Here is a 23,841-nt window from a genome sequence, read left to right as displayed (position 1 = left end):
CCGAACTGGTACTCGTGCACACGACTACCTGCTGATCATCCGCCAGCCAAACCGCCAAGCCGACGCGTCCCGATCTCAATTACCCCCGAGGCCGTTAGCCTCCGCCTCTGGTCCTTGTCCTCGGTCCTTGTCCTCAGTCCTTGTCCTTGGGCGGGCAGAACTGCCGCCAGACGCCCAGTTCGTACTTCTTCTGCAGCGAGCTGAGCTCCAGTTCCTGCGAGCGCTCGCACCACTGGCCGATCCGGCTCTCGTACTCCACGTGGAAGACGGCCTTGCCCGCCGCGATGAAGGGGGTGAGCCGCTCGCACTCGTCGTACTCGGCGCACTGCTCGTTGACCGCGAAGTCGAAGTCCCCCACCAGCTGCGGGATCTGGTCGAGGTCGTTCTTCAGCCCGACCGCGAGTCCCCGGTCGTGCGCCAGCTTCGCGATCAGCCGGTTGTACTTCAGCTGGTCGTCGGCGGTGAGCGGGAAGCCCGACGTGTTGCGGTAGCCGTCCATGTTGTCCGGCTCCACCGCGTCGAAGCCCTTGGCCCGACACATGTCGAACCGCTTCGCGATCAGCGGCTCCAGCTCGGCCAGCCGCCGGATGTCCAGCCAGCGCTCGCCCTCCCAGCCGTTGCCCTCGCCGAGCATCGTCTTCGGGAAGGCCTCGGCGTCGGGGCGGAAGTCCTCCCAGGCGCCGGTGGACAGGTAGCAGATGGTCCGCCGGCCGGCCTTGTTCAGCTCGGCGACCTGCTCCTTGGTGGTGGTGAACCCGTCGACGTCGTACACCGCGGCCTTCACCGAGGTGTCCAGCTTCCCGGTCAGCTGCCACTGCCAGCTGACCGGGGGCTTCGGCTGCCAGCGCTCCCCCGGAGCCGGAGCGGGAGACAGGTCGTCCGGCTCGTCCGGCCGCTCGGTGGTGCAGGCGGCCAGCACGAGCAGCAGGAGCAGCGGCAGTGCGCGGCCGCGCCGGAGCGAGCGCGTCATCCGGTGGCCTCCAGGGCGTACGGGAGGGTCCCCCACGGGTGCGCACCGGTACCGGGGACCGCGCAGTGCACCGCTGCCCCCCGCTGCCGGGCGAGCTCGGCGGCGGGGGCACCCGGCGGGACCGCGTACACGAGGTGGCAGAACCGCTGGGCGGGGTGCTCTGCCGTCCAGGGCGGCACCGACGCGTCCCGGTAGGCGTCCCAGGGGCCCTCGAAGGTGACCAGCAGATCGGCGAGTCCGGCGTAGCCGGGGTGCGGGTGGACCCCGTGGTTGAGGACGAGGGTACGGGCGCCGGCGGCCCGGGCGGCGACGGCGAGCCGCCCGTAGTGCGACAGCAGTGCAGGATCGGCGGAGGCCTGGTCGAGGAAGGCCCCGTCGGCGCCGTACCAGTCGCGGTGGCGCAGCAGGTCCGCCACGACGGCGGCGTGCGGACGCCGCCCGTAGTCGGTGTCGGTGTAGCCGAGGACGGGCACCCCGGCGTCGCGCAGCCGCTCCGCGACGGCGGCGAACCGCTCGTCGGGGGCCTCGCCCGGCCCGCTGGCCGGGTTGAGGACCACCGAGTGCAGCCGGCCGGCGGAGCGGATCAGCAGCTCCCAGTCCTCGGGCCGGTCGGCGGGGTGCTCGTAGAGGGGCACCAGCAGCATGAGGGCCTTCTTCTTGTACGGGGTCATGTGGTGCGGGGTCAGGGTGTACGGGTCCTGGAATCAGCGGTGGGCCGTCGCGCGGCCGAGGAGCAGGCAGACCAGCGTGCCCAGCGCTGCCGCGGCAGCACCGGCCACGACCAGCTGGACCAGCCGCGGCTGCCCCAGCCCCACCAGCAGCGCCAGGCTCTGGGCGACGGCCGCCGAGGCGCAGACCACGGCCGCGGGCCGGACCGCCCCGAAGGACTGGAGCAGCAGCCCGGTCCACATGACGGCGCCGAGCAGCAGCAGGGTCGCGACCCGGACCCCGGTCAGGCCCGGGGCTCCCGGCCAGAGCAGGGTGCCGACCAGCCCGAGGACCAGCAGCACCGCCAGGTACGCGGCGAGGCAGCGGCCCAGCGTGCCGAGCATCCGCAGCCAGAACTGCCGGGGCGAGCGGGCCGCCCGCAGCCCGGCGAGGCTCCCGCTGCGGAACCGGTGGAGCAGCCATTCGGCGGGACCCATGCTGAGGGTGAGCGCCACCGCCGAGGGGGCGGCGACGGCCTCGGCGGGACCCCCGGCGAGCACCTCCCCCAGGGCGGCGTACAGCACCAGCAGGCCGGTCCCGAGGCCGAACACCCCGTACGGCACGGAGTCCCCGATGCGGGGTCCGCGCGGGCCGTACTCCTCCTCGGCGCCCCGCAGCATCCGCCAGCGCACCGGGCCCTCGCCGGGCCGGTGTCCGGCCCAGCCCCGGATCCGGCGCACGCCGGCCCGTACGCCCTCGGCCAGCGGCAGCTCCCGTACGGCGAGGGTGCAGGCGGCCAGCAGGGACACCAGCAGCAGGCCCACCCGTACGGGCAGGGGCGGGTCGGTGAACAGCGCGAGCAGCGCCCCCGCGGCCATCGGGGCGAGCGCGGCGAGCAGCACCCGCTCGCGGCCGAGGACCAGCAGCACGGTGGCGGCCCCGACGTACAGGGCCTGCCCGGCGGCGAACGCGTACGAGAACGGCGGTCCGCCGGGCACGGTCAGCGCGGCGGCCGTGCCGAGCAGGGCGCCGACGGGGGCCCCGACGAGCAGGGTCCGCCCGGCGGCGGCCCGGTCGCCCAGGCCCATCCAGGAGTAGGCGCGGTGGGACAGGGTCTGGTCCCACACCCAGCCGATGAGCGCCCCGGCGAGCAGGGTCAGCGTGCCGGCGGGCAGCCCGAGCCGGTCCTGTGGGCCCTCCAGCAGCGGGGCGCCCAGCACGTACGCCAGACCGGGCAGCGCGAAGATCACCCCGCGGAGCAGGCAGGCGGTGAGGGAGACCTTCCAGGGGTCGGGGACGTGCTCCGGCTCCGGGAAGGCGCGGGGCACCCGGGCGTAGAGCTCCTCGGCGAGGCCGAAGGAGTCGTGGCGCCCGTAGGTGAGCCGGATGTGCTCGTCGGTCATCCCGTCGGATTCGAGGATGGCGGCGATCTCGTCGGGGTGGACGGCCGCCGCGATGAAGGGGCCGAGGCGCTCGGCGAGTTCCTCCATCGGGTCGCCGGCGGGGCCGGGGTCCCCCGGCCCGGTGTGCCGGGGCCGGGGGAGGGTGGGCAGGGTGTCGCCGCCGGGAACGCGCAGCCAGAGGGATCCGCTCACCACAGGCTCCCGTCGGCGGCGAGTTCGCGGTACCAGGGGTCGGCGACCCGCTGCGTCCAGTCGTCGCCTGCGCGAACGGGCATGACGGGCTGCCCGGCTTGGGCGAGGCCGCGGTAGATGTGCCGAAAGCCGTCCACGGACTGGTGGAGCGTGAACTTCTCGATCACCCGCCGGCGGGAGCACCGGCCGAGTTCGGCGCGGCGTTCGTCGTCGCGGAGCAGCGCGAGGGTGGCGCGGGCCATGGTCTCCGGTTCGCGCGGCGGGACCACGAGCCCGGTGTCGCCGACGGCCTCCCGCACGCCGCCGACGTCGGTGGAGACGGTGGTGCGCCCGCAGGACATGGCCTCGATGATGCTGAAGGGGAAGCCCTCGCTGATGCTGGAGAGCATCACGACGTTGCCCGCCGCGTAGGCCTGGGCCACCTCTGCGATGCGGCCCTCGTACGAGATCCCGTCGCTCACCCCGAGTTCGGCGGCGAGCTTCTCCAGGCGGAGCTTGTACTCCTCGCAGCCGGCCGGGACCGGGCCGAACAGGCGCAGCCGCAGGGCGGGCATTTCCTCGCGCATGAACGCGTAGGCCCGGATGAGGGTTTCGAGGTCCTTGATCGGGTCGATGCGCCCGCACCAGCTGAGGGTGGGCACCTCGGGTTCGGGTCCGGCGTCGGGGAAGGCGTACGGGTCGACGCCGTTGTAGACCGTGCGGATGCGGTCGGGGGCGGCGCCGCCGCGCTCCTCCCAGCGGCGGTTGTACTGGTTGCACGGGGTGATGAGGTCGGCCTGCCGGTAGCCCTCGGTGTTGAGCTCCCGGTAGAAGCCGAGCATCAACGCCTTGACCGGCCAGCGCTGTTCGGCGGTGCGGTAGCCGAGGTAGCGCTCGCGCAGGTAGATGCCGTGCTCGGTGAGGAGGAAGGGCACCCGGTCGAGGTACTTGGCGGCGAGTGCCGGCAGCGTGGCGAGCCCGCTGCTGACGGCGTGCGCGACGCTGTCGGGCGGGATCCGTACGGAGAGCGGCCGCAGCGCGTGCTCGAGCAGGTCGGTGGCGGTGAGCGCGTCGTGGATGGTGGGCTCGGCGGCGGCGGTGACGAGGCCGGGGCGGGTCCACACGGTCATCAGCAGCCGCAGGACCGTTTCGGAGCGCAGGGCCGGGGCGAGGCGGCCGGCCCGGGCCAGGACGGCGAGTTCGTGCAGGGCCTCGGAGAATCCGCCGCGGTCAGGAGCGAGGAGCGAGAGCAGGAAGGTTTCGTAGGTCTCTGTGAAGCGGCGGTGCGCCTTGCCCCGCAGGGCGGAGCGGCGGCTGCGGCCCGGCGGCGGTCCCCAGAGCGGGACGGCGGTGTGCCGGTAGACGTTGCGCGGCAGCTCCCAGGTGACCGGCTCGCGCCCGGAGCCGGTCAGGGCTATGACGTTGAAGTCGACCTCCGGCATCCCGCGTACCAGCTGGTCGCACCAGGTGCTGACTCCCCCATGGACGTGCGGATAGGTACCTTCGGTGAGCATGGTGACATGACGCCCATGGCTCATGCGCGTGTCCCCCCAGGACGGAAAAGGGGCCGGCGCCCGTGGTGTGCGGAGCGCCGGCGCTGGTGGTACCAGGTGGTACTGGCGTCGGAGTGACGCGGTGGTCAGCTGGGCAGCTTGAGCGTGACCGCGCTCTGCAGCAGCTCGGGCGCGGTCCACGCCGAGCGGTTGCCCGCGTAGGCGGTGCCGAAGTCGGCGGTGCCCAGCAGGAGCTGCTTCTTGGTGCCGGTGGGTGCGGTCATCGGGGCGACGATCCCGGAGGGCGCCTTGACGGTGACGGCGGTCCCGATGCGGTAGGCGGTGACCTTGCCTTCGGCCAGCGCCTTGTCCCAGGCGGCCCGGCGGCTCAGCTCGACCCCGGTGTCCTTCATGCTCTGGTTCACGATCGGGGCGCTGGGCGCGTAGAGCGCGCGGTAGGTGTCGAGGACCTGGTTCAGCACCGGGTAGAGGGTGCGGTCCTCGGCGAGGTTGGACTGGTGGACGTAGTGCGGACGCGGGTCGTTGGCCAGGACGTGGCGCAGGCCGGTCCGCGCCTCGGCCGGGACGATGTAGTCCAGGTAGCCGGTGGTGGTGTCGAGCGGGGCCGGGAGGCAGGTGGAGGTCGCGGGGTTGTCCTCGCAGACTCCGCTGCCGCCGGCGGCGCGGCCGGTGTAGATCCAGTTGTACTCGTCGGCCATCTCCGCGTTGGTGCCCGTGTTGTAGTACACGTTCATCGGGTAGCGGGGGACGGTCAGGGCGGCGCCGACCGCGCGCTGTGCAGGCTCGCGCGAGTTGTCGCTGCCCGCCCACTTGACCCCGTTGTCGGCGAGCGCGCCCGCCAGGTTGGGGTTGTCCTGGCCCTGCTGCGGCAGGGTCTTGAGGCCCGAGTGCTCGCCGGTGACGAGCTCGGTGCGGTCGGTGGTGATGCCCTTGGTGGCGGCCCAGTTGTTGTTGTCGCGGATCTGGGCGGAGATCTCGGCCCGGCTCATCCAGTTGATGACGCCCTGGGCGTTCTTCGTACAGGTCCACGGGCTGGTGGCGGTGTTCTGGACGCAGCCGAGGAACGGGTGCGTGTAGGTGTGGTTCATCCAGCGGTACTTGGCCCGGTCCGCGACCAGCTGCGCGGTGAGGGCGTCGGTGCCGCCGTTCTCGGCCTTCCATTCCTCGCCGGCGCCGGCGTTGAAGAGGAGGTCGAGTTTGAAGTTCTTGCTCGTCTGCCACTGCGCCGCGTACTGGGCGTCGGCGGCGGTCATGCGGATGGTGCTCTCCTGGCCCTCGCCGCCCGCACAGGCGTAGTCGCCGGGCGTGCAGTTGAGGTCCTTGCTCCAGCGGGCGTCCGGGGCGAAGACGTCGTCGACGTGGACCGCGAAGTAGCTGCGGCTCTGGCCGAGGTGGACCCCCTGGGTGAGCCAGTCGACGATGCCGCGGGCCAGCAGCCGGAACTGCTGCTGGTACTGGTTGTAGCCGAAGGTGACGACCAGTTCGCTGCGTCCGTCGTGCGTGTACTCGCCGACGAGCGAGGCCCGTCCGCCGCCGACGGGTGCGTCGAGGTAGCTGGTGTAGCCGGCCCGCGGCTTGCCCATGAACCCGTAGCTCTCCGGAATCAGGGTGGAGTTGTCCTCGAAGGCGACTTGACCGGTGAGGTAGTTGAAGGGGCCCGTCTTGCCGGCGGCGGTGACGGCGGCCTGGGTGCCGTCGAGCTGCCCGCTGAAGCCGCCGTTGTCGGTGTACTCGAGGCCCACGCCCGGGTGGGCCCAGGTGTACGCATCGACCTGGCGGATGTTGTACGTCGTCTCGTACGCGGTGAGCGCGGCCATCTCGGCCGAGCCCTCGCCGAACGGGTTCTCGTTCGGCAGCACGACGCCCTGGTACTTGGCGCGCGGCCGGCCGTCGACCGTGTCGCTGAGGAATGCGGCGTTGATCACCGGGCGGCCGGAGCCGCCCAGCAGGACGCGCGTGTAGGGGACTCCGGTGTCCCGGAGTTCCGCGGTGATCGCCTCGACCGAGCTGCCGCCGTCGTCGACGACGAGCACCTTCAGGTCGATGCGCGGTGTCACGGCTGCCTGTGCGGTCGCAGCGGGCATTGCCACGGACATCAGCGCTGCCACCGCCATTGCGGCGGCAGCCCTGTTCATCCGGTTCTTGTTGACCATTTCGGCCTTTCCCCCCGCAGGCATCACTCGACAGCGGCCCTATGGCGGTCGGCCGGGCCGAGGAGGCTCTGTGGAAATCATGCAAAGGGACCCGCGTCCCCTTGCGAGAGTGGCTCGAGTCTCTCGGACCTCGTCAGGTCTAAAGGGCAAACCTGGTCCGGAAGCCACGGATGGGTGAACCTGTCATCGTCTTGATCGAACAACTTGCCAAACCTTCGAGTGGCGTACGGACCAGCCGGTACGCGTAGGCTCATTTCTGGCGGCCGTCGGGCCCGAATACGATCGCTACGGATGGCCGTCCACCCACTCGGCCCACAACACAAACGGAAGCGAGACTTCACCACCGTGACTGCTCTGACTCTCAGCACTGCCGGCGCGGCGACGCTGCGCGCCGACGCCCTCGTGGTCGGCGTGGCGAAGGGCCCCAAGGGCCCGGTCGTCGCCGCAGGCGCCGAGGCCGTGGACAAGGCGTACGACGGAAAGCTCGCCGCCGTGCTCGACGCACTCGGCGCCTCCGGCGCCGAAGGCGAGACCACCAAGCTGCCTGCGCCGGACGGCCTGAAGGTCCCGGTCGTGCTGGCGGTCGGACTCGGCCCCGTCCCCGAGAAGGACGAGTCGTTCGACGAGGAGGCCCTGCGCCGCGCCGCCGGCGCCGCCGCCCGTGCGCTGCACGGCACGAAGAAGGCCGCCTTCGCCCTCCCCCTGGACGACGCCTCCGCCGTCACGGCCGTCGCCGAGGGCGCGCTGCTGGGCGCGTACGCCTTCACCGCCTACCAGGGCGGCGAGAAGAAGGGCTCCGGCAAGAACGGCGGCCCGAAGCAGCCGCTCGCCGAGGTCGCCCTGCTGGGTGCCAAGCCGCGCGACAAGGAGCACAAGGCCGCCGCCGAGCGCGCCACGGTCGTCGCGACCGAGGTCAACATCGCCCGTGACCTGATCAACACCCCGCCGAACGACCTCACCCCCGAGGCCTTCGCCGCCGTCGCGTCCGCGACCGCCAAGGAGCACGGGATCAAGGTCCAGGTCCTGGACGAGAAGGCGCTGACCAAGGGCGGCTTCGGCGGCATCATGGGCGTCGGCAAGGGCTCCGAGAACCCGCCGCGCCTGGTGAAGATCGCCTACACCCACCCCAAGGCGGAGAAGCACCTCGCCTTCGTCGGCAAGGGCATCACCTACGACTCGGGCGGCATCTCCCTGAAGCCGGCCGGCCACAACGAGACGATGAAGTGCGACATGTCCGGCGCCGCCGCCGTGTTCGCCTCCGTCGTGGCCGTGGCCAAGCTGGGCCTCGAGGTCAACGTCACCGGCTGGCTCGCGCTCGCCGAGAACATGCCCTCCGGCTCCGCCACCCGCCCCGGCGACGTGCTGCGCATGTACAGCGGCAAGACCGTCGAGGTCCTGAACACCGACGCCGAGGGCCGCCTCGTCCTCGGCGACGCGCTGACCAAGGCCTCCGAGGAGAACCCGGACGCGATCGTCGACGTCGCCACCCTGACCGGTGCGATGGTGCTGGCCCTGGGCAACCGGACCTTCGCGATCATGGCCAACGACGACGCCTTCCGCACCGCGATCCACGAGATCGCCGAGGAGGTCGGCGAGGCCTCCTGGCCGATGCCGCTCCCTGCGGACCTGCGCAAGGGCATGGACTCCCCCACCGCCGACATCGCCAACATGGGCGAGCGCATGGGCGGCGGCCTGGTGGCCGGCCTCTTCCTGCAGGAGTTCGTGGGCGAGGGCATCGCCTGGGCGCACCTCGACATCGCGGGCCCGGCCTTCCACGAGGGCGCCCCGTACGGCTACACCCCCAAGGGCGGCACCGGCTCGGCCGTGCGCACCCTGGTGCGGCTGGCCGAGCGCACGGCCACGGGCGACCTGGGCTGACGTACCTCACATACGGCGCGTACCACGCGTGAGGCGTGCCGTTTGACGCGTGATGTGTGACGCGTGACGCACCCCGGGGCCTCGAAGATCAGTCGATCGAGGCCCCGGGGTCGTTCACCCCCAACGAAATCCGTAGGTTTCTACGCCTCGGTAACCCCTGCTTCGGGCAGAAGGACCTGCCACAGTCCGGGCCCGGCGTCCCGCGTTCCCCCGACAAATGCGAAGATGGGTTCTCGGCAGGACAGGGCCCCCACCACAGGGCCGAAGAAACAAGCGGCCGATTACCAGCCGCCGCCCGGTCACAGAGGACCGGTGCCCGGCGCACATGCATGGAGGACGTGACGTGGCGAACGACGCCAGCACCGTTTTCGACCTAGTGATCCTCGGCGGTGGCAGTGGCGGTTACGCCGCGGCTCTGCGCGCATCCCAGCTGGGTCTGGACGTTGCCCTGATCGAGAAGAACAAGCTCGGCGGCACCTGCCTGCACAACGGCTGCATCCCCACGAAGGCCCTGCTCCACGCGGGCGAGATCGCGGACCAGGCGCGCGAAGCTGCCCAGTTCGGCGTGAAGGCCACCTTCGAGGGCATCGACATCGCGGGTGTGCAGAAGTACAAGGACGAGGTCATCTCGGGCCTGTACAAGGGCCTGCAGGGCCTGGTCGCCTCCCGCAAGGTGACGTACATCGAGGGTGAGGGCCGCCTTTCCTCGCCGACCTCCGTCGACGTGAACGGCCAGCGCATCCAGGGCCGCCACATCCTGCTGGCGACCGGCTCCGTGCCGAAGTCGCTGCCGGGCCTGAACATCGACGGCAACCGCATCATCTCCTCGGACCACGCGCTGGTCCTGGACCGCGTCCCCGAGTCGGCCATCGTCCTGGGCGGCGGCGTCATCGGCGTCGAGTTCGCCTCGGCGTGGAAGTCCTTCGGCTCCGACATCACCGTGATCGAGGGCCTCAAGCACCTCGTCCCGGTCGAGGACGAGAACAGCTCGAAGCTCCTCGAGCGCGCGTTCCGCAAGCGCGGCATCAAGTTCAACCTCGGCACCTTCTTCGACAAGGCCGAGTACACGGAGACCGGCGTGCGCGTCACGCTGGCCGACGGCAAGACCTTCGAGGCCGAGGTGCTGCTGGTCGCCGTCGGCCGCGGCCCGGTCTCGCAGGGCCTCGGCTACGAGGAGCAGGGCGTCGCGATGGACCGCGGCTACGTCCTGGTCGACGAGTACATGCAGACCAACGTGCCGACGATCTCGGCCGTCGGTGACCTCGTCCCGACCCTGCAGCTCGCGCACGTCGGCTTCGCCGAGGGCATCCTGGTCGCGGAGCGTCTGGCCGGTCTGAAGACCGTCCCGATCGACTACGACGGCGTTCCGCGCGTCACGTACTGCCACCCCGAGGTCGCTTCCGTCGGCATCACCGAGGCCAAGGCCAAGGAGATCTACGGTGCGGACAAGGTCGTGGCCCTGAAGTACAACCTTGCGGGCAACGGCAAGAGCAAGATCCTGAAGACCGCGGGCGAGATCAAGCTCGTCCAGGTCAAGGACGGTGCCGTGGTCGGCGTCCACATGGTCGGTGACCGGATGGGCGAGCAGGTCGGCGAGGCCCAGCTGATCTACAACTGGGAGGCCCTGCCGGCCGAGGTCGCGCAGCTCATCCACGCGCACCCGACCCAGAACGAGGCGCTCGGCGAGGCCCACCTGGCCCTGGCCGGCAAGCCGCTTCACTCCCACGACTAATCGTCCCGGGCGCGACGACCACTTCCGCACTTTCGTAAGGAGCAACAGAAACCATGTCGGTTTCCGTAACCCTTCCGGCGCTCGGCGAGAGCGTCACTGAGGGCACTGTCACCCGCTGGCTGAAGGCCGAGGGCGAGCGCGTCGAGGCCGACGAGCCGCTGCTCGAGGTCTCGACCGACAAGGTCGACACCGAGATCCCGTCGCCCGTCTCCGGCATCCTGGCGTCCATCAAGGTCGCCGAGGACGAGACCGTCGAGGTCGGCGCCGAGCTGGCCGTCATCGACGACGGCTCCGGCGCGCCGGCTGCCGCCGAGGCCCAGACCGTCGTCGCCGAGGTTCCGGCGCCGGCTCCGGTCGCCGAGGCCCCCGCGGCCCCGGCCCCGGTCGCCGAGGCTCCGGCCGCCGCTGCCCCTGCCGCCTCCGGCACGGACGTCGTTCTCCCCGCCCTGGGCGAGAGCGTCACCGAGGGCACCGTCACCCGCTGGCTGAAGCAGGTCGGCGAGTCCGTCGAGGCCGACGAGCCGCTGCTCGAGGTCTCCACGGACAAGGTCGACACCGAGATCCCCGCGCCGGTCTCCGGCACGCTGCTGGAGATCCGGATCAACGAGGACGAGACGGCCGAGGTCGGCACCGTCCTGGCCGTCATCGGCGCGGCCGGTGCCGCCCCGGCCGCCGCTCCGGCCCCGGTCGCGGCTGCTCCGGTCGCCGCCCCGGCTCCGGTTGCCGCTGCTCCGGTCGCCGCCCCGGCTCCGGTTGCCGCTGCTCCGGCCGCTGCCGCCCCGGCTCCGGTCGTGGCCGCTCCGGCCCCCGTGGCCGCTCCGGTCGCTGCTCCGGCTCCGGTCGCTGCTCCGGCTCCGGTCGCTGCTCCGGCTCCGGCTCCGGTCGCCGCTCCGGCTCCGGTCGCCGCTCCCGCTGCTCCCGCCGCCGCGGTCCCCGCCGGTGACGAGGGCGCGTACGTGACCCCGCTGGTGCGCAAGCTCGCCTCGGAGTCCGGCGTCAACCTGGCCGCGGTCTCGGGCACCGGCGTCGGTGGCCGTATCCGCAAGCAGGACGTCCTGGCCGCCGCCGAGGCCGCCAAGGCCGCCGCTGCCGCCCCGGCTCCGGTTGCTGCCGCCCCCGCCGCCAAGGCTCCGGCCGCCGCGGTCTCGGAGCTGCGTGGCCAGACCGTCAAGATGACCCGCATGCGCAAGGTCATCGGCGACAACATGATGAAGGCGCTGCACTCGCAGGCTCAGCTCAGCTCCGTGGTCGAGGTGGACATCACCAAGATCATGAAGCTGCGCGAGCAGGCCAAGGCTTCCTTCCTGGCCCGCGAGGGCGTCAAGCTCTCGCCGATGCCGTTCTTCGTCAAGGCCGCCGCCCAGGCGCTGAAGGCCCACGCGGTCGTCAACGCCCGGATCAACGACGACGAGGGCACCATCACCTACTTCGACTCGGAGAACATCGGCATCGCCGTGGACTCCGAGAAGGGCCTGATGACCCCGGTCATCAAGGGTGCTGGTGACCTCAACCTGGCGGGCATCTCCAAGGCGACCGCCGACCTGGCCTCCAAGGTCCGCGGCAACAAGATCACGCCGGACGAGCTGTCGGGCGCGACCTTCACCATCAGCAACACCGGCTCGCGCGGTGCGCTGTTCGACACGGTCATCGTGCCCCCGAACCAGGTCGCCATCCTGGGCATCGGTGCCACGGTCAAGCGCCCGATGGTCATCGAGACCCCCGAGGGCACCGTCATCGGCGTCCGCGACATGACGTACCTGACCCTGTCCTACGACCACCGCCTGGTGGACGGCGCGGACGCGGCCCGGTACCTCTCGGCCGTCAAGGCGATCCTCGAGGCCGGCGAGTTCGAGGTCGAGCTCGGCCTCTGAGGCTGACGCCTCATCGGCAGAACGCCACGCACGGCGCCCCCGCCCGGAACCACTTCGGGCGGGGGCGCCGTCGTCATACCCTGGTGGGTCCATGTGTGACATCTCGGGGGGCGTTGTATGGCACGGGCACGGGCACAGGTGACGGATCTTGTCGTGGTACTGCCGGGCATCATGGGCAGCCGCCTGGCGGACGCCGACGGCACGGCGGTCTGGGACCTGTCCGGCGCCGCCCTGTTACGCGGCCTGCAGACCTTCGGCCGCTCCGTGACGGCCCTGCGCCTCCCGAAGGACATCGGCGACGGGGACCCGGGCGACGGCGTCGTCCCCGTGGGCCTGATGCCCGATCTGCACGCCCTCCCCGGCATCTGGCACCCGGTGGACGGCTACACGGACCTGCTGCGCTGGCTGGAGCGGCACTTCACCCTGTCCGTGGCGGACAACCTCCTCACCTTCCCGTACGACTGGCGTCTGTCCTGCCGGTACAACGCGGAGCGGCTGAAGGGCCGCATCGACCTGGAGCTGGAGCGCTGGCGGGCCTCGGCCCCCGAGCGCCGCGAGGCCCGGGTGGTCTTCCTCTGCCACTCGCTGGGCGGGCTGGTGGCCCGGCACTACGTGGAGCGCCTCGGCGGCCACGAGATCACCCGCCGCCTGATCACCCTGGGCACCCCGCACCAAGGCTCCGTGGAAGCCCTGGCCAACCTGGTCAACGGCAGCCGCCTGGCGGCCCCGGACCTCGGCGCGTTCGCCCGCAGCCTGCCGTCCCTGCACCAGCTGGCCCCCGACTACGCGTGCGTGACGGGGCCTCAGGGTCTCGCGTACGCCCGCGACCTGCCGGGCCTGCCGGGCGTGGACACGGCGCTGCTGGCGGACGCGGCCCGCTTCCACGCGGACCTGCGCAGCGCCCCGCCGCGGGCCGAACTGCACGCGGTCGCCGGCGTCGGCCAGCCCACGGCGGCGAGCGCCTCGTACGCGGACGACCGCCTGACGCTCCTGCCGGAGCCCGGCGGCGCCGCCGGGGGCGGCGACGGCACCGTGCCGCGCCTCTCGGCCCTCCCGGCGGACGCGCCCGGCGGGGGCTGCGCGGTGACCGAGTCCTTCACGCCGTACGAGCAGCACGGCTCCCTGCACCACAACCGCGGCGTCCGGGACGCCCTGTGGGGCTTCCTGGGCCACACGCCCCCGCCCCGCCGGCGCGAGCACCCCGCCGCGGCCCGCCTGGGCGTGCAGGCACCCGCCGTGCTGGCGGCCGGAGCCCCGTACGAGGTCACGGTCACGGCCCCCGGCGCGGATCTGCGGCTCACGGCGGAACTGCGCCCGGCGGACGGCAGCCGGCCGACGGCCCGCACCCTGCGCAGTCTGGGCGGCGGCCGCTACGCCGCCGCGTTCCCGCCGCCGCAGCCGGGCGCGTACCGCCTGTCGGTGGGCCCGGTCACGGCTTTGGGCGTCGTGCTTGTTACCAGCCTCACCCAACGGCCCTGACCAGGAACGCATCCCAGCGGGCTACTGCGCCGTATTGTCTACGCATCAGAGCTCTGCATGCCCCCACAGGAGATGAAGCCCGGATGATCACCCCACCCGTCGTGCACTCGCTGCGCGAGCAGATCCGCGAGCACATCGTGGAGGGGATCGTCAGCGGGCGCTGGAAGCCCGGCGAGCGCATCGTCGAGCGGCGGATCGCCGTCGAGCTCGAGGTCAGCCAGACTCCGGTGCGCGAGGCCCTGCGCGAGCTGGAGACGCTGCGGCTGATCGAGTCGGCGCCGAACAAGGGCGTGCGCGTACGGAACCTGTCGGCAGCCGACCTGGAGGAGATCTACCCGGTCCGGGCCGGCCTGGAGCAGATCGCGGCCGAGCTGGCCGCGCCCCGGCTGGCGGCCGACTGCTCGGCGCTGGAGCCGCACGTGGCGGCCCTGTGGGAGGCCGACCGGACGGAGGACGGGACCGCGCAGGTGCGGCACACCGTCGGGTTCCACCGGGAGCTGGTGCGGGCGGCCGGGAACAGCGTGCTGCTGCACACCTGGGAGAGCCTGGGCATCGAGGTCTTCACGGCCCTGTCCATCCGCTGGCTCGGAACCGTCCAGAAGTCGTACGCCGAGGAGCACGCGGCCCTCGTGGAGGCGTTCCGCAATCAGGATCCGGACATCGGCGTGCTGGTGAAGCGGCATGTCCTGGGGTGCGCACCCCGCGCCTGACGGGTCGGTCTGTCCCGGTTTGCCCGGCACCGGGTGCCTGATTTCATGGCACCGGGTGCCGACTTTTGGCCGGATGGCCATTTCGTCGTCACATTCATTTGATCGATCATCGATCAGCGTTTTACAGTCGTCGACGGACCCCACCCGGGCCCATCGACCCTGTCCTGCCCGTCAGGGATTTCTTCACCACCTCTCCTTTGTCCGGAAGGCGGCGCACACCGATGTCCGACCCCGTAGGAAAGCTTCCGAGCGAGCTCGACCAGCTCCCGGACCGCGACACCGAGGAGACCGCCGAATGGGCGGCCTCCCTCGACGCCGTCGCCAAGGCCGCCGGTACGCGCCGCGCCGAATACCTGCTCCGCCGCACCCTCCAGCACGCCGAGGCCGCCGGCCTCGCCCTGCCGAAGCTGCTGGAGACGGACTACGTCAACACCATCCCCACCTCCGCCGAGCCCGAGTTCCCGGGCGACGAGGAGATGGAAGCCAAGATCACCGCATGGAACCGCTGGAACGCGGCCGCCATGGTGACCCGCGGCTCCAAGTACGGCGTCGGCGGCCACATCGCCACCTTCGCCTCGGCGGCCTGGCTCTACGAGACCGGCTTCCAGCACTTCTTCCGCGGGAAGGAGGCCGACGGATCGGGCGACCAGCTCTACATCCAGGGCCACGCCTCCCCCGGCATCTACGCCCGCGCCTTCCTCGACGGCCGGATCTCCGAGCAGCAGCTCGACAACTTCCGCCAGGAGTCCGGCGGCAACGGCCTGCCGTCCTACCCGCACCCGCGGCGCCTGCCGTGGCTGTGGGAGTTCCCGACGGTGTCCATGGGCCTCGGCCCGCTGTCCGCGATCTACCAGGCGCGCTTCAACCGCTACCTGCAGAACCGCAGCATCAAGGACACCGCCAACTCGCACGTCTGGGCCTTCCTGGGCGACGGCGAGATGGACGAGCCCGAGTCGACCGCCGCCCTGGCCCTCGCCTCCCGCGAGCAGCTCGACAACCTGACCTTCGTCATCAACTGCAACCTGCAGCGCCTCGACGGTCCGGTCCGCGCCAACTTCCGCGTGGTCCAGGAGCTGGAGGCCCAGTTCCGCGGCGCCGGCTGGAACGTCATCAAGTCGCTGTGGGGCTCCGCCTGGGACGAGCTGTTCCAGCTCGACGCCACGGGCGCCCTGGTACGCCGCCTGCGCGAGGTACCCGACGCGCAGTTCCAGACCTACGCGACCCGCGACGTGGCCTACATCCGCCAGCACTTCTTCGGCGCCAACGCCGAGCTCGTGCAGCTGGCCGGCGTACTGTCCGACGCGAAGATCGCCGAGTGCTTCCACAGCTCCCGCGGCGGCCACGAGCCCCGCAAGGTCTACGCCGCGTACAAGGCCGCCCTGGAGCACAAGGGCGCGCCGACGGTCATCCTCGCGCAGACCGTCAAGGGCTACACGCTGGGTGCCGGGTTCGAGTCGAAGAACGCGAACCACCAGATGAAGAAGCTGACGACCGACGAGTTCAAGAGCATGCGCGACCTGCTCGGACTCCCGATCCCGGACAGCGCCTTCGTCGACGGCAAGGTCCCGTACGGCCACCCGGGCGCGAACAGCCCCGAGGTGCAGTACCTGAACGAGCGCCGGGCGGCCCTCGGCGGCCCGGCCCCGGCCCGCAAGGTCAAGCACGTGGCGCTGCCCGCGCCCGCGGACCGCTCCTTCGCCCCGCTGCTCAAGGGCTCCGGCAAGCAGGAGATGGCCACCACCATGGCTTTCGTCCGGCTCGTCAAGGACCTGATGCGGGACAAGGAGACCGGCAAGCGCTGGGTTCCGATCGTCCCCGACGAGGCCCGTACCTTCGGTATGGAGTCCCTGTTCCCGTCGGCCGGCATCTACTCGCCGCTGGGCCAGACGTACGAGCCGGTCGACCGCGACCAGCTCATGTACTACAAGGAAGCCAAGGACGGCCAGATCCTCAACGAGGGGATCACCGAGGCCGGCGCCATGGCCGACTTCATCGCCGCCTGCACGTCGTACGCGACGCACGGCGAGCCGATGATCCCGTTCTACATCTTCTACTCGATGTTCGGCTGGCAGCGCACCGCCGACCAGATGTGGCAGCTCGCCGACCAGCTCGGCAAGGGCTTCATCGTCGGCGCCACGGCCGGTCGTACGACCCTGACCGGTGAGGGCCTGCAGCACGCGGACGGCCACTCGCACCTGATCGCGTCCACGAACCCGGCGTCGCTCAACTACGACCCGGCGTTCGCGTACGAGATCGCGGTGATCGTCAAGGACGGTCTGCGCCGCATGTACGGCGAGAAGCCCGAGGACGTCTTCTACTACCTCACGGTCTACAACGAGCCGAAGGTCCAGCCGGCCATGCCGGAGGGCGTGGAGGAAGGCATCCTGCGCGGCCTCTACCGCTTCAACGAGGCCTCCTCGCTGGAGGCCGCCCCGGCCGCCGACGCCCCGAAGATCCAGCTGATGGCCTCGGGTACGGCGATCCACTGGGCGCTGGAGGCGCAGCGGCTGCTCGCCGCCGACTGGAACGTGGCCGCCGACGTCTGGTCCGCCACCTCCTGGGGCGAGCTGCGGCGCGACGCGCTGGAGTGCGACGAGGCGCTGCTGCGCGGCGAGATGCGCACCCCGTACGTCACCCGCGCGCTCGAGGGTGTCACCAGCCCGGTCCTCGCGGTGTCCGACTGGATGCGCCAGGTCCCGGACCAGATCAGCCAGTGGGTGGAGCAGGACTGGACCTCGCTCGGTACGGACGGCTTCGGTCTGTCCGACACCCGCGAGGGCGCCCGCCGCCACTTCGGTGTCGACGCGCAGTCGATCGTGGTGGCCGCGCTGGCCCAGCTCGCCCGCCGCGGCGAGGTGCCGGCGTCCGCCATCAAGGAGGCGCGCGAGCGCTACGGCCTCTGAGGCCATTCGCTGATACGGCGAAGGCCGGTATCCGTCCCTCTGGGGGATGGATACCGGCCTTCGCCGTACGCGCGGTGGCGTCGATGCGGTCCAGCCGTGATGCTGGAGCGGTGGTGACTCCTCCTCCCGGACGAATCCAGGCGGCTTCTCACTTGGGATCGCGATCCCTTGTGAAGGCCAAGCCCTGACCTCTGCCCGAGGGCAGACACCGAACGTACTACGGCACGGCGTCGGCTCGGGCCACTTTCGAGAGGATCGCATGGACGAGACGGAGTTCTGGGAGATCGTCGACCGTACCCGCGAGGCCGCCGAGGGCGACCCCGAGGAACACGCCGAGCTGCTCGTGGAGCGGCTGGCGCAGCTCGACCCGGACTCCGTCCTGGACTTCGCCCGGCACTTCGAGTCCCGGTACAACCGGGCGTACACGTGGGACCTGTGGGGCGCGGCCTGGGTGCTGCTCGACGGGGCGAGCGACGACGCGTTCGACTACTTCCGGTGCTGGCTGATCGGCCAGGGCAGGGAGGTCTTCGAGGGCGGGGTGCACGACCCCGACGCGCTCGCGGAGCTCCTGGACGAGTTCGACGAGGACATCGACGGGGACGGCGAGGAGCTCGGGTACGCGGCCGACGAGGCGTACGAGCAGCTGACCGGGGCGGTGGCGCCGGACTTGGGGATCCCGCTCCAGGCGGCCGAGCCGGAGGGCACCCCGCTGGACTTCGAGAACGAAGCCGTGCTCGCGGAGCGCTTCCCCCGGCTGTGGGATCGTTTTCGCTCTTAGTAGTGGGTACCGCCGTCGATGCGGATCTCGGTACCGGTGATGAAGGCTCCGTCCTCGGAGCCCAGCATGGCGACGACGCCGGCGACGGTCTGCGGGCCTGCGAAGCCCTGGCCGATGGCCGGGGCCAGCTTCGCGAACAGGCTCCAGTCGGTGTCCTCGGGCAGGCCTGGGCCGTTGCCCGTGGTCATGCCGCTCTCGATGGAGCCGGGCGCGACGGCGACGAAGCGCAGGCCCTGCTTGCTGTACTCGGCGGCCAGCGCGTGGGTCATGGACTGGATGCCGCCCTTGCTGGCCGCGTACGCGGACATGTAGGGGTGGGCGAAGGACGCCGAGGTGGAGCTGAAGTTCACGACGACCGGCTGGTCGCCCTCCAGCAGCGCCGGGAGCGCCTCGCGGATCACCAGGAAGGTGCCGGTGAGGTTGACCGCGATGACCTTGTTCCAGAACTCGAGCGTGGTCTGGTGGGTGTGCGCGGAGCGCAGGATTCCCGCGGCGTTGACCAGTACGTCGAGCCCGCCGAGCGCCTGGACGGCGGCGGCGGTGCCGGCCTGCACGGCGGCCTCGTCGGATATGTCGAGGACGGCGGTGGTGAGCCGGTCGGCGCGCCCGTCGGCGGCGGCCTGCTCCGCAGTGCGCTTGAGCCCTTCCTCGTTGACGTCCACGGTGTGGACGCGGCCGCCCTCGGCGAGGATGCGGTGGACGGTGGCCTGGCCGATGCCGGAGCCGCCGCCGGTGATGAGGACGCGACGTCCTTCGTAACGGTTCATGGGGGCGAGCGTACCGAGTCGATGACACGTTTTGCCAGAGTGACAAAGCATGTAATCCATCTCGTTCCCGGGAGGTAGGCTTCACCCGTGAGATCCCCTCGTCCGTACTCTCCCCAGGCCGGCCCCGGAGCCCAGTCGCTGACCGAGCGCCGCAAGGCCGCCACCCAGCTCGACATCGCCCGCGCGGCCTGCGAACTCTTCGCCGAGCACGGTCCCGACGGCACCACCGCCGAGGACATCGCGCACCGCGCCGGCGTGGCACTGCGCACGTTCTACCGGTACTTCCGCAACAAGCAGGAGGCCGTGGCCCCGCTGCTCGCCGGCGGCGGCGACGCCTGGCGCGCACTGCTCGCCGAGGAGGACCCCGGCACCCCGCTCGACGAGGCCCTGGAACGCGCGGTGACCCGCTCGCTCAGCGACTCCCAGGCGGTCGAGGAGGGCCTCCAGGTGACCCGCGGCCTGCTCCGCGCCGCCTCGACCGACGAAGCGCTGCGCGCGGTCTGGTACCGGGTGAACCAGGACTCCGAGGAGCGACTGGTCCCGGTGATCGCCCGGCTGGCCGGCGAGGACGCCGACCCCCTGGGCGTCCGCCTCCTCGCGGCGGCCGCCACGGACGCCATCCGCATCTCCCTGGAGCTCTGGTCGACCACGGAAGCCCCGGTGGCAGGTCCCGGCTCCCCACCGGAACTGGCGGTCCGCTGCCTGCGCGAACTGACGGGCTCGATGCCGCTGCTCCGCAGGGCCGGGGGAACCGGTCCGACTTCAGCCTGAGCTGCCCGGCGGCACTCTGCGTGGCGAATCAACTTTCCTCCGCTGGTGGGAAGTTGACCCGTGGTCCCGTCCAGATGTCTCACACAGCGCGTTCACAGAATGCCCATGCCCGTGGTGTTCACTTACACGGCGCGACAGGACAAGAACTACGAAGAGGGCGACCTCGCCGCCTTCACCGTCTCCGCCCCGACCGGCTACACGAACCTGACCGACACCGTCGGCGCGCTCGGCTACAAGTTCGGGTACGGCTCCGACTGGTCCGACATCATCGACTCCGGCTTCCCCGGCGAGGGCTTCAACCGCACCGACATGGACGGCTACATCCAGTTCTACTGCACGGGTGACGTCGTGGACGCGGTGGACTGGTACCCGTGGGACAACCGCCTGGAGATGGACTGCGACATGGGCGCGGGCGCGTCCGGCGGCCCCATGGCGACCCCCGAGGGTCAGATCGTCGGCGCGAACTCTCACGTCGAGACCGACGACAACGACATCCGCATCAACGACAACCTGTACTCCTCGGACCACGGGGACCAGGCCGTCGCGGTGATCAACGCGATCAACGCCGCCAACTAGCGGCAGCCCTGCACATCGAGGGGCCCGCAGCCGGACGATCGGCTGCGGGCCCCGCCGCTGTGCCCGATCAGTCAGCCCGGCGGGCCATGCCCGGGTCGATGTCCTCGGCCTTCGGGGCGTTGACCACCTTCTGGTGCAGATACCGGCCCCGGATCTCCTCCGTGGTCAGCACCTCCCACCCCTCCGGCAGGCCCTTGCCCGCCTTCTCCAGCTCGGCCGTCCACGCCGCCACGAGCGCCTCGCGAGACTGTGGCACCACCGCCCCGGACGCAGCCTGTGGGCTGATCGTCACCTCGGGAGTCCGGTCCCACAGCACCCCGGAGAGGAACCCGCCGGCCGCCCCGACGAGCAGCAACCCGGCCCCCGCACCCCACAACAACCTACGCGTCATCGTGCTCCTCCATCCGCAGCCGCACCCCAGCCACCGTGCCACACCAGCCCGCGGACCGATACGGCGATGCCGGCCGGACCACCCGGAGGCGTTCACGGTACTGCGGACGACGATCAGGCTCGCCCTCCCGCATCTCGTGCCCGACAGCCAGGCGGGAGCACGAAGGGCCGCCGGCGGCGTCTTCCGCAAGGGCGGAGACACCGGCGACGGCCCACAGACGGCCCAGGAGGACGGAAAACGTCCTGACCTGCGGCTGACTTAAATGTCGAAGTAGAGCTCGAACTCGTGCGGGTGCGGGCGCAGGGCGATCGGGGCGATCTCGTGCGTGCGCTTGTAGTCGATCCAGGTCTCGATCAGGTCCGGGGTGAAGACACCGCCGGCCAGGAGGTACTCGTGGTCGTCCTCGAGGGCCTTGAGGACGTCCTCGAGGCTGGTCGGGACCTGCGGGACGCTCGCGTGCTCGTCGGGGGAGAGCTCGTAGAGGTCCTTGTCGATCGGCTCCATCGGCTCGATCTTGTTCTTCACACCGTCGAGGCCGGCCAGCAGGAGGGCCGCGAACGCCAGGTACGGGTTCGAGGACGGGTCCGGGGCGCGGAACTCGACGCGCTTGGCCTTCGGGTTCGAGCCCGTGATCGGGATGCGCATCGCGGCGGAGCGGTTGCGCTGCGAGTACACCATGTTGACCGGCGCCTCGAAGCCCGGGACCAGGCGGTGGTACGAGTTCACCGTCGGGTTGGTGAAGGCGAGCAGCGACGGGGCGTGCTTGAGGATGCCGCCGATGTAGTAGCGGGCGGTGTCCGACAGGCCCGCGTAGCCGGCCTCGTCGTAGAACAGCGGGTCGCCGTTCGCCCACAGCGACTGGTGGACGTGCATGCCCGAGCCGTTGTCACCGAAGATCGGCTTCGGCATGAAGGTCGCGGTCTTGCCGTTGCGCCAGGCGACGTTCTTCACGACGTACTTGAAGAGCATCAGGTCGTCGGCCGCGGCCAGCAGCGTGTTGAACTTGTAGTTGATCTCGGCCTGGCCGCCGGTGCCGACCTCGTGGTGCTGGCGCTCGACCTGGAGGCCCTGGGCGTCCAGCTCGAGGGAGATCTCGGCGCGCAGGTCGGCGAAGTGGTCGACCGGGGCTACGGGGAAGTAACCACCCTTGTAGCGGACCTTGTAACCACGGTTGTTCTCCTCGGAGCCGGTGTTCCAGGCGCCGGCCTCGGAGTCGATGTGGTAGAAGCCCTCGTTCGCGGTGGTCGCGAAGCGCACGCTGTCGAACACGTAGAACTCGGCCTCGGGGCCGAAGTACGCGGTGTCGGCGATGCCGGTGGAGGCGAGGTACGCCTCGGCCTTCTTCGCGATGTTGCGCGGGTCGCGGCTGTAGGCCTCACCCGTGATCGGGTCGTGGATGAAGAAGTTGATGTTGAGCGTCTTGTCCTTGCGGAACGGGTCCAGGCGCGCGGTGGTGATGTCGGCACGCAGCGCCATGTCGGACTCGTGGATCGCCTGGAAGCCGCGGATCGAGGATCCGTCGAAGGCGAGCTCCTCCGCCGGGTCGAATGCCCGAGCCGGGATCGTGAAGTGCTGCATCACACCAGGCAGGTCGCAGAAGCGGACGTCGACGAACTTGACGTCGTTCTCCTCGATGTACTGCTTCACTTCGTCGGCGTTCTGGAACATCCAACTCCTCCTACTCCCGGCCCCGGGGCAGGGCGGGCTTTATAGCTCGTGGTGCGTCAGTGCGGTGCCGCACGCTGACCCGACCATAAGCAGACGGGATTTCTCAAGCATGACCCATTTGTTTCGCACAAGTTAACCAGGGTCCCGCCGGAACGCCGTGGAGCCGCACAGGTACCGTGTTCGGGTGGACAACAGGCAAGCACTCGGATCCTGGCTCTCCGGCCCCCGCGCGGCCGCCGAGGACATGGGCGTCGACTTCGGCTACCCGGGCCAGCGGCTCGGCCTGCCCCAGCAGGGCTCCGGCTCGGTGGCCCGGTTCGGCCGCCGCCTCGGCGGGGTCGCCATCGACTGGGTCGGCTGCCAGGTGATCGCATACGGGCTGATCACAGGCGGCAACGCCGCCGCCACGGGCAACTGGACGCTGGCGCTCTTCGTGGTGCTGAGCATCCTCACCGTCGGCACCGTGGGATTCACCCCCGGGAAGCGGCTCGTGGGCCTGCGTGTCGTCGCGGAGGGCGGCGGCCGCCTCGGTCTCGGCCGGGTCGTGCTGCGCACCGTGCTGCTCGCCCTCGTCATCCCGGCGCTGGTCTGGGACCGGGACGGGCGCGGCCTGCACGACCGCCTCGCCCGCGCCGTCCAGGTCCGCATCTAGCCGGACGCGGTACGACGGACAGACGCGGTACGACAGACAAAGGGGCGCCCCCGGACCGATCGGTCCGGGGGCGCCCCTTCTTCGTATACGAAAATCAGCTGAGCCGGTCAGCGCATCTTTCCGCCGCGCGGCATCCGCATGCCCTTCGGCATCGGACCCTTTGGCAGGGGCATGTTCGACATGAGATCGCCCATGGCCCGCAGCTTGTCGTTGACCTGGGTGATCTGCGGGCCGGCCAGTACGCGCGGCAGCTTGAGCAGCGTCGTACGCAGCTTCTTCAGCGGGACCTCGCCCTCGCCGGTGCCCACGATGAAGTCGTGCACCGGGATGTCCGGCATGATCCGGGCCAGCTTCTTCTTCTCGGCCGCGAGCATCGGCTTCAGCCGGTTCGCGTTGCCCTCGGCGATCAGAACGACGCCCGCCTTGCCGACGGCCCGGTGGATGATGTCCTGGCTCCGGTTCATCGCGACGGCGGGGGTGGTCGACCATCCCCGTCCCACGTTGTCCAGTACGGCCGCGGCCGCGCCCGGCTGCCCCTCCATCTGCCCGAAGGCAGCCCGCTCGGCCCGCCGTCCGAAGACGATCGCCATCGCGAGGAACGCCACCAGGAAGCCCAGGATGCCCAGGTAGACCGGGTGGTCGATCAGGAAGCCGATCGCAAGAAAGACACCGAAGGTGACGATTCCCACGCCCGCGACGATCAGACCGACCTGCGGGTCGGCCTTGCGCGTCATCTTGTACGTCAGGGCGATCTGCTTCAGTCGCCCGGGGTTCGCAGCAGTCTCTGCGTTTGACTTCCTCGCCAT

At 70.9% G+C, this 23,841-nt stretch carries 19 protein-coding genes; 10 read left to right on the top strand and 9 right to left on the bottom strand.

Annotated elements, in window-relative coordinates:
• Positions 1–133 precede the first annotated feature (133 nt).
• The 5 genes from AB0M76_RS29340 to AB0M76_RS29320 all read right to left on the bottom strand — a co-directional run bounded on the left by AB0M76_RS29340 (position 134) and on the right by AB0M76_RS29320 (position 6,859).
• On the bottom strand, positions 134–970 hold the full coding sequence (locus AB0M76_RS29340) for an endo alpha-1,4 polygalactosaminidase (protein WP_365955730.1): 837 nt from the start codon (positions 968–970) through the stop codon (positions 134–136).
• Complete coding sequence (locus tag AB0M76_RS29335) at positions 967–1,641, bottom strand: spherulation-specific family 4 protein (protein WP_365955729.1); 675 nt, start codon at positions 1,639–1,641, stop codon at positions 967–969. The genes AB0M76_RS29340 and AB0M76_RS29335 overlap by 4 nt, the downstream gene beginning before the upstream one ends.
• 33 nt (positions 1,642–1,674) lie before the next feature.
• The gene (locus tag AB0M76_RS29330; RefSeq protein ID WP_365955728.1) at positions 1,675–3,213 is read right to left on the bottom strand and encodes a hypothetical protein; all 1,539 of its coding nucleotides are present in this window, start codon (positions 3,211–3,213) and stop codon (positions 1,675–1,677) included.
• Positions 3,210–4,730, bottom strand: a complete 1,521-nt coding sequence (pelF, locus tag AB0M76_RS29325; protein ID WP_365955727.1) for a GT4 family glycosyltransferase PelF — start codon at positions 4,728–4,730, stop codon at positions 3,210–3,212. The genes AB0M76_RS29330 and pelF overlap by 4 nt, the downstream gene beginning before the upstream one ends.
• A gap of 101 nt (positions 4,731–4,831) precedes the next feature.
• Positions 4,832–6,859, bottom strand: coding sequence for a hypothetical protein (locus AB0M76_RS29320; RefSeq protein WP_365955726.1), 2,028 nt, complete (start codon positions 6,857–6,859; stop codon positions 4,832–4,834).
• A 345-nt stretch (positions 6,860–7,204) separates the two neighbouring features.
• On the opposite strand from AB0M76_RS29320, the gene AB0M76_RS29315 reads away from it, so the two are divergent.
• The 7 genes from AB0M76_RS29315 to AB0M76_RS29285 all read left to right on the top strand — a co-directional run bounded on the left by AB0M76_RS29315 (position 7,205) and on the right by AB0M76_RS29285 (position 18,210).
• Positions 7,205–8,737, top strand: a complete 1,533-nt coding sequence (locus AB0M76_RS29315) for a leucyl aminopeptidase (RefSeq protein ID WP_365955725.1) — start codon at positions 7,205–7,207, stop codon at positions 8,735–8,737.
• A 343-nt stretch (positions 8,738–9,080) separates the two neighbouring features.
• Positions 9,081–10,469 carry a dihydrolipoyl dehydrogenase gene (gene lpdA, locus AB0M76_RS29310; protein WP_030291706.1) on the top strand — a complete coding sequence of 463 codons (1,389 nt, stop codon included), beginning with the start codon at positions 9,081–9,083 and terminating at the stop codon, positions 10,467–10,469.
• Positions 10,470–10,522: 53 nt separating this feature from the next.
• Positions 10,523–12,340, top strand: coding sequence for a 2-oxoglutarate dehydrogenase, E2 component, dihydrolipoamide succinyltransferase (gene sucB / locus AB0M76_RS29305; RefSeq protein WP_365955724.1), 1,818 nt, complete (start codon positions 10,523–10,525; stop codon positions 12,338–12,340).
• Positions 12,341–12,457: 117 nt separating this feature from the next.
• A complete protein-coding gene (locus AB0M76_RS29300) occupies positions 12,458–13,819 on the top strand; it encodes a hypothetical protein (protein WP_365955723.1) in 1,362 nt (453 codons plus the stop codon).
• Between the two features lie 86 nt (positions 13,820–13,905).
• Positions 13,906–14,529 carry a GntR family transcriptional regulator gene (locus AB0M76_RS29295; RefSeq protein ID WP_030291700.1) on the top strand — a complete coding sequence of 208 codons (624 nt, stop codon included), beginning with the start codon at positions 13,906–13,908 and terminating at the stop codon, positions 14,527–14,529.
• A 221-nt stretch (positions 14,530–14,750) separates the two neighbouring features.
• Complete coding sequence (gene aceE / locus AB0M76_RS29290; protein WP_365955722.1) at positions 14,751–17,432, top strand: pyruvate dehydrogenase (acetyl-transferring), homodimeric type; 2,682 nt, start codon at positions 14,751–14,753, stop codon at positions 17,430–17,432.
• A 259-nt stretch (positions 17,433–17,691) separates the two neighbouring features.
• Complete coding sequence (locus AB0M76_RS29285; RefSeq protein ID WP_266667699.1) at positions 17,692–18,210, top strand: DUF4240 domain-containing protein; 519 nt, start codon at positions 17,692–17,694, stop codon at positions 18,208–18,210.
• Here AB0M76_RS29285 and AB0M76_RS29280 read toward each other — a convergent pair.
• Positions 18,207–18,977, bottom strand: coding sequence for an SDR family oxidoreductase (locus AB0M76_RS29280; protein WP_365955721.1), 771 nt, complete (start codon positions 18,975–18,977; stop codon positions 18,207–18,209). The genes AB0M76_RS29285 and AB0M76_RS29280 overlap by 4 nt on opposite strands.
• Positions 18,978–19,064: 87 nt before the next feature.
• Between AB0M76_RS29280 and AB0M76_RS29275 the strand changes: the two genes are divergently transcribed.
• Positions 19,065–19,748: a TetR family transcriptional regulator gene (locus AB0M76_RS29275; protein ID WP_365955720.1), complete on the top strand. Its 684-nt coding sequence runs from the start codon at positions 19,065–19,067 to the stop codon at positions 19,746–19,748.
• Positions 19,749–19,862: 114 nt separating this feature from the next.
• Positions 19,863–20,324 carry a hypothetical protein gene (locus tag AB0M76_RS29270; RefSeq protein WP_365955719.1) on the top strand — a complete coding sequence of 154 codons (462 nt, stop codon included), beginning with the start codon at positions 19,863–19,865 and terminating at the stop codon, positions 20,322–20,324.
• Positions 20,325–20,391: 67 nt separating this feature from the next.
• On the opposite strand, the gene AB0M76_RS29265 is transcribed toward AB0M76_RS29270, so the two are convergent.
• Positions 20,392–20,715 carry a hypothetical protein gene (locus AB0M76_RS29265; protein ID WP_365955718.1) on the bottom strand — a complete coding sequence of 108 codons (324 nt, stop codon included), beginning with the start codon at positions 20,713–20,715 and terminating at the stop codon, positions 20,392–20,394.
• A 258-nt stretch (positions 20,716–20,973) separates the two neighbouring features.
• A complete protein-coding gene (gene glnA, locus AB0M76_RS29260) occupies positions 20,974–22,383 on the bottom strand; it encodes a type I glutamate--ammonia ligase (protein WP_365955717.1) in 1,410 nt (469 codons plus the stop codon).
• Positions 22,384–22,567: 184 nt separating this feature from the next.
• On the opposite strand from glnA, the gene AB0M76_RS29255 reads away from it, so the two are divergent.
• The gene (locus AB0M76_RS29255) at positions 22,568–23,035 is read left to right on the top strand and encodes an RDD family protein (RefSeq protein WP_266994062.1); all 468 of its coding nucleotides are present in this window, start codon (positions 22,568–22,570) and stop codon (positions 23,033–23,035) included.
• Positions 23,036–23,142: 107 nt separating this feature from the next.
• On the opposite strand, the gene AB0M76_RS29250 is transcribed toward AB0M76_RS29255, so the two are convergent.
• Positions 23,143–23,841 carry a DUF4191 domain-containing protein gene (locus AB0M76_RS29250; RefSeq protein ID WP_365955715.1) on the bottom strand — a complete coding sequence of 233 codons (699 nt, stop codon included), beginning with the start codon at positions 23,839–23,841 and terminating at the stop codon, positions 23,143–23,145.

It is taken from the genome of Streptomyces sp. NPDC051364 (assembly GCF_040682115.1).
Classification (GTDB): Bacteria; Actinomycetota; Actinomycetes; order Streptomycetales; family Streptomycetaceae; genus Streptomyces.
This window is presented reverse-complemented; position numbering and strand designations above follow the sequence as displayed.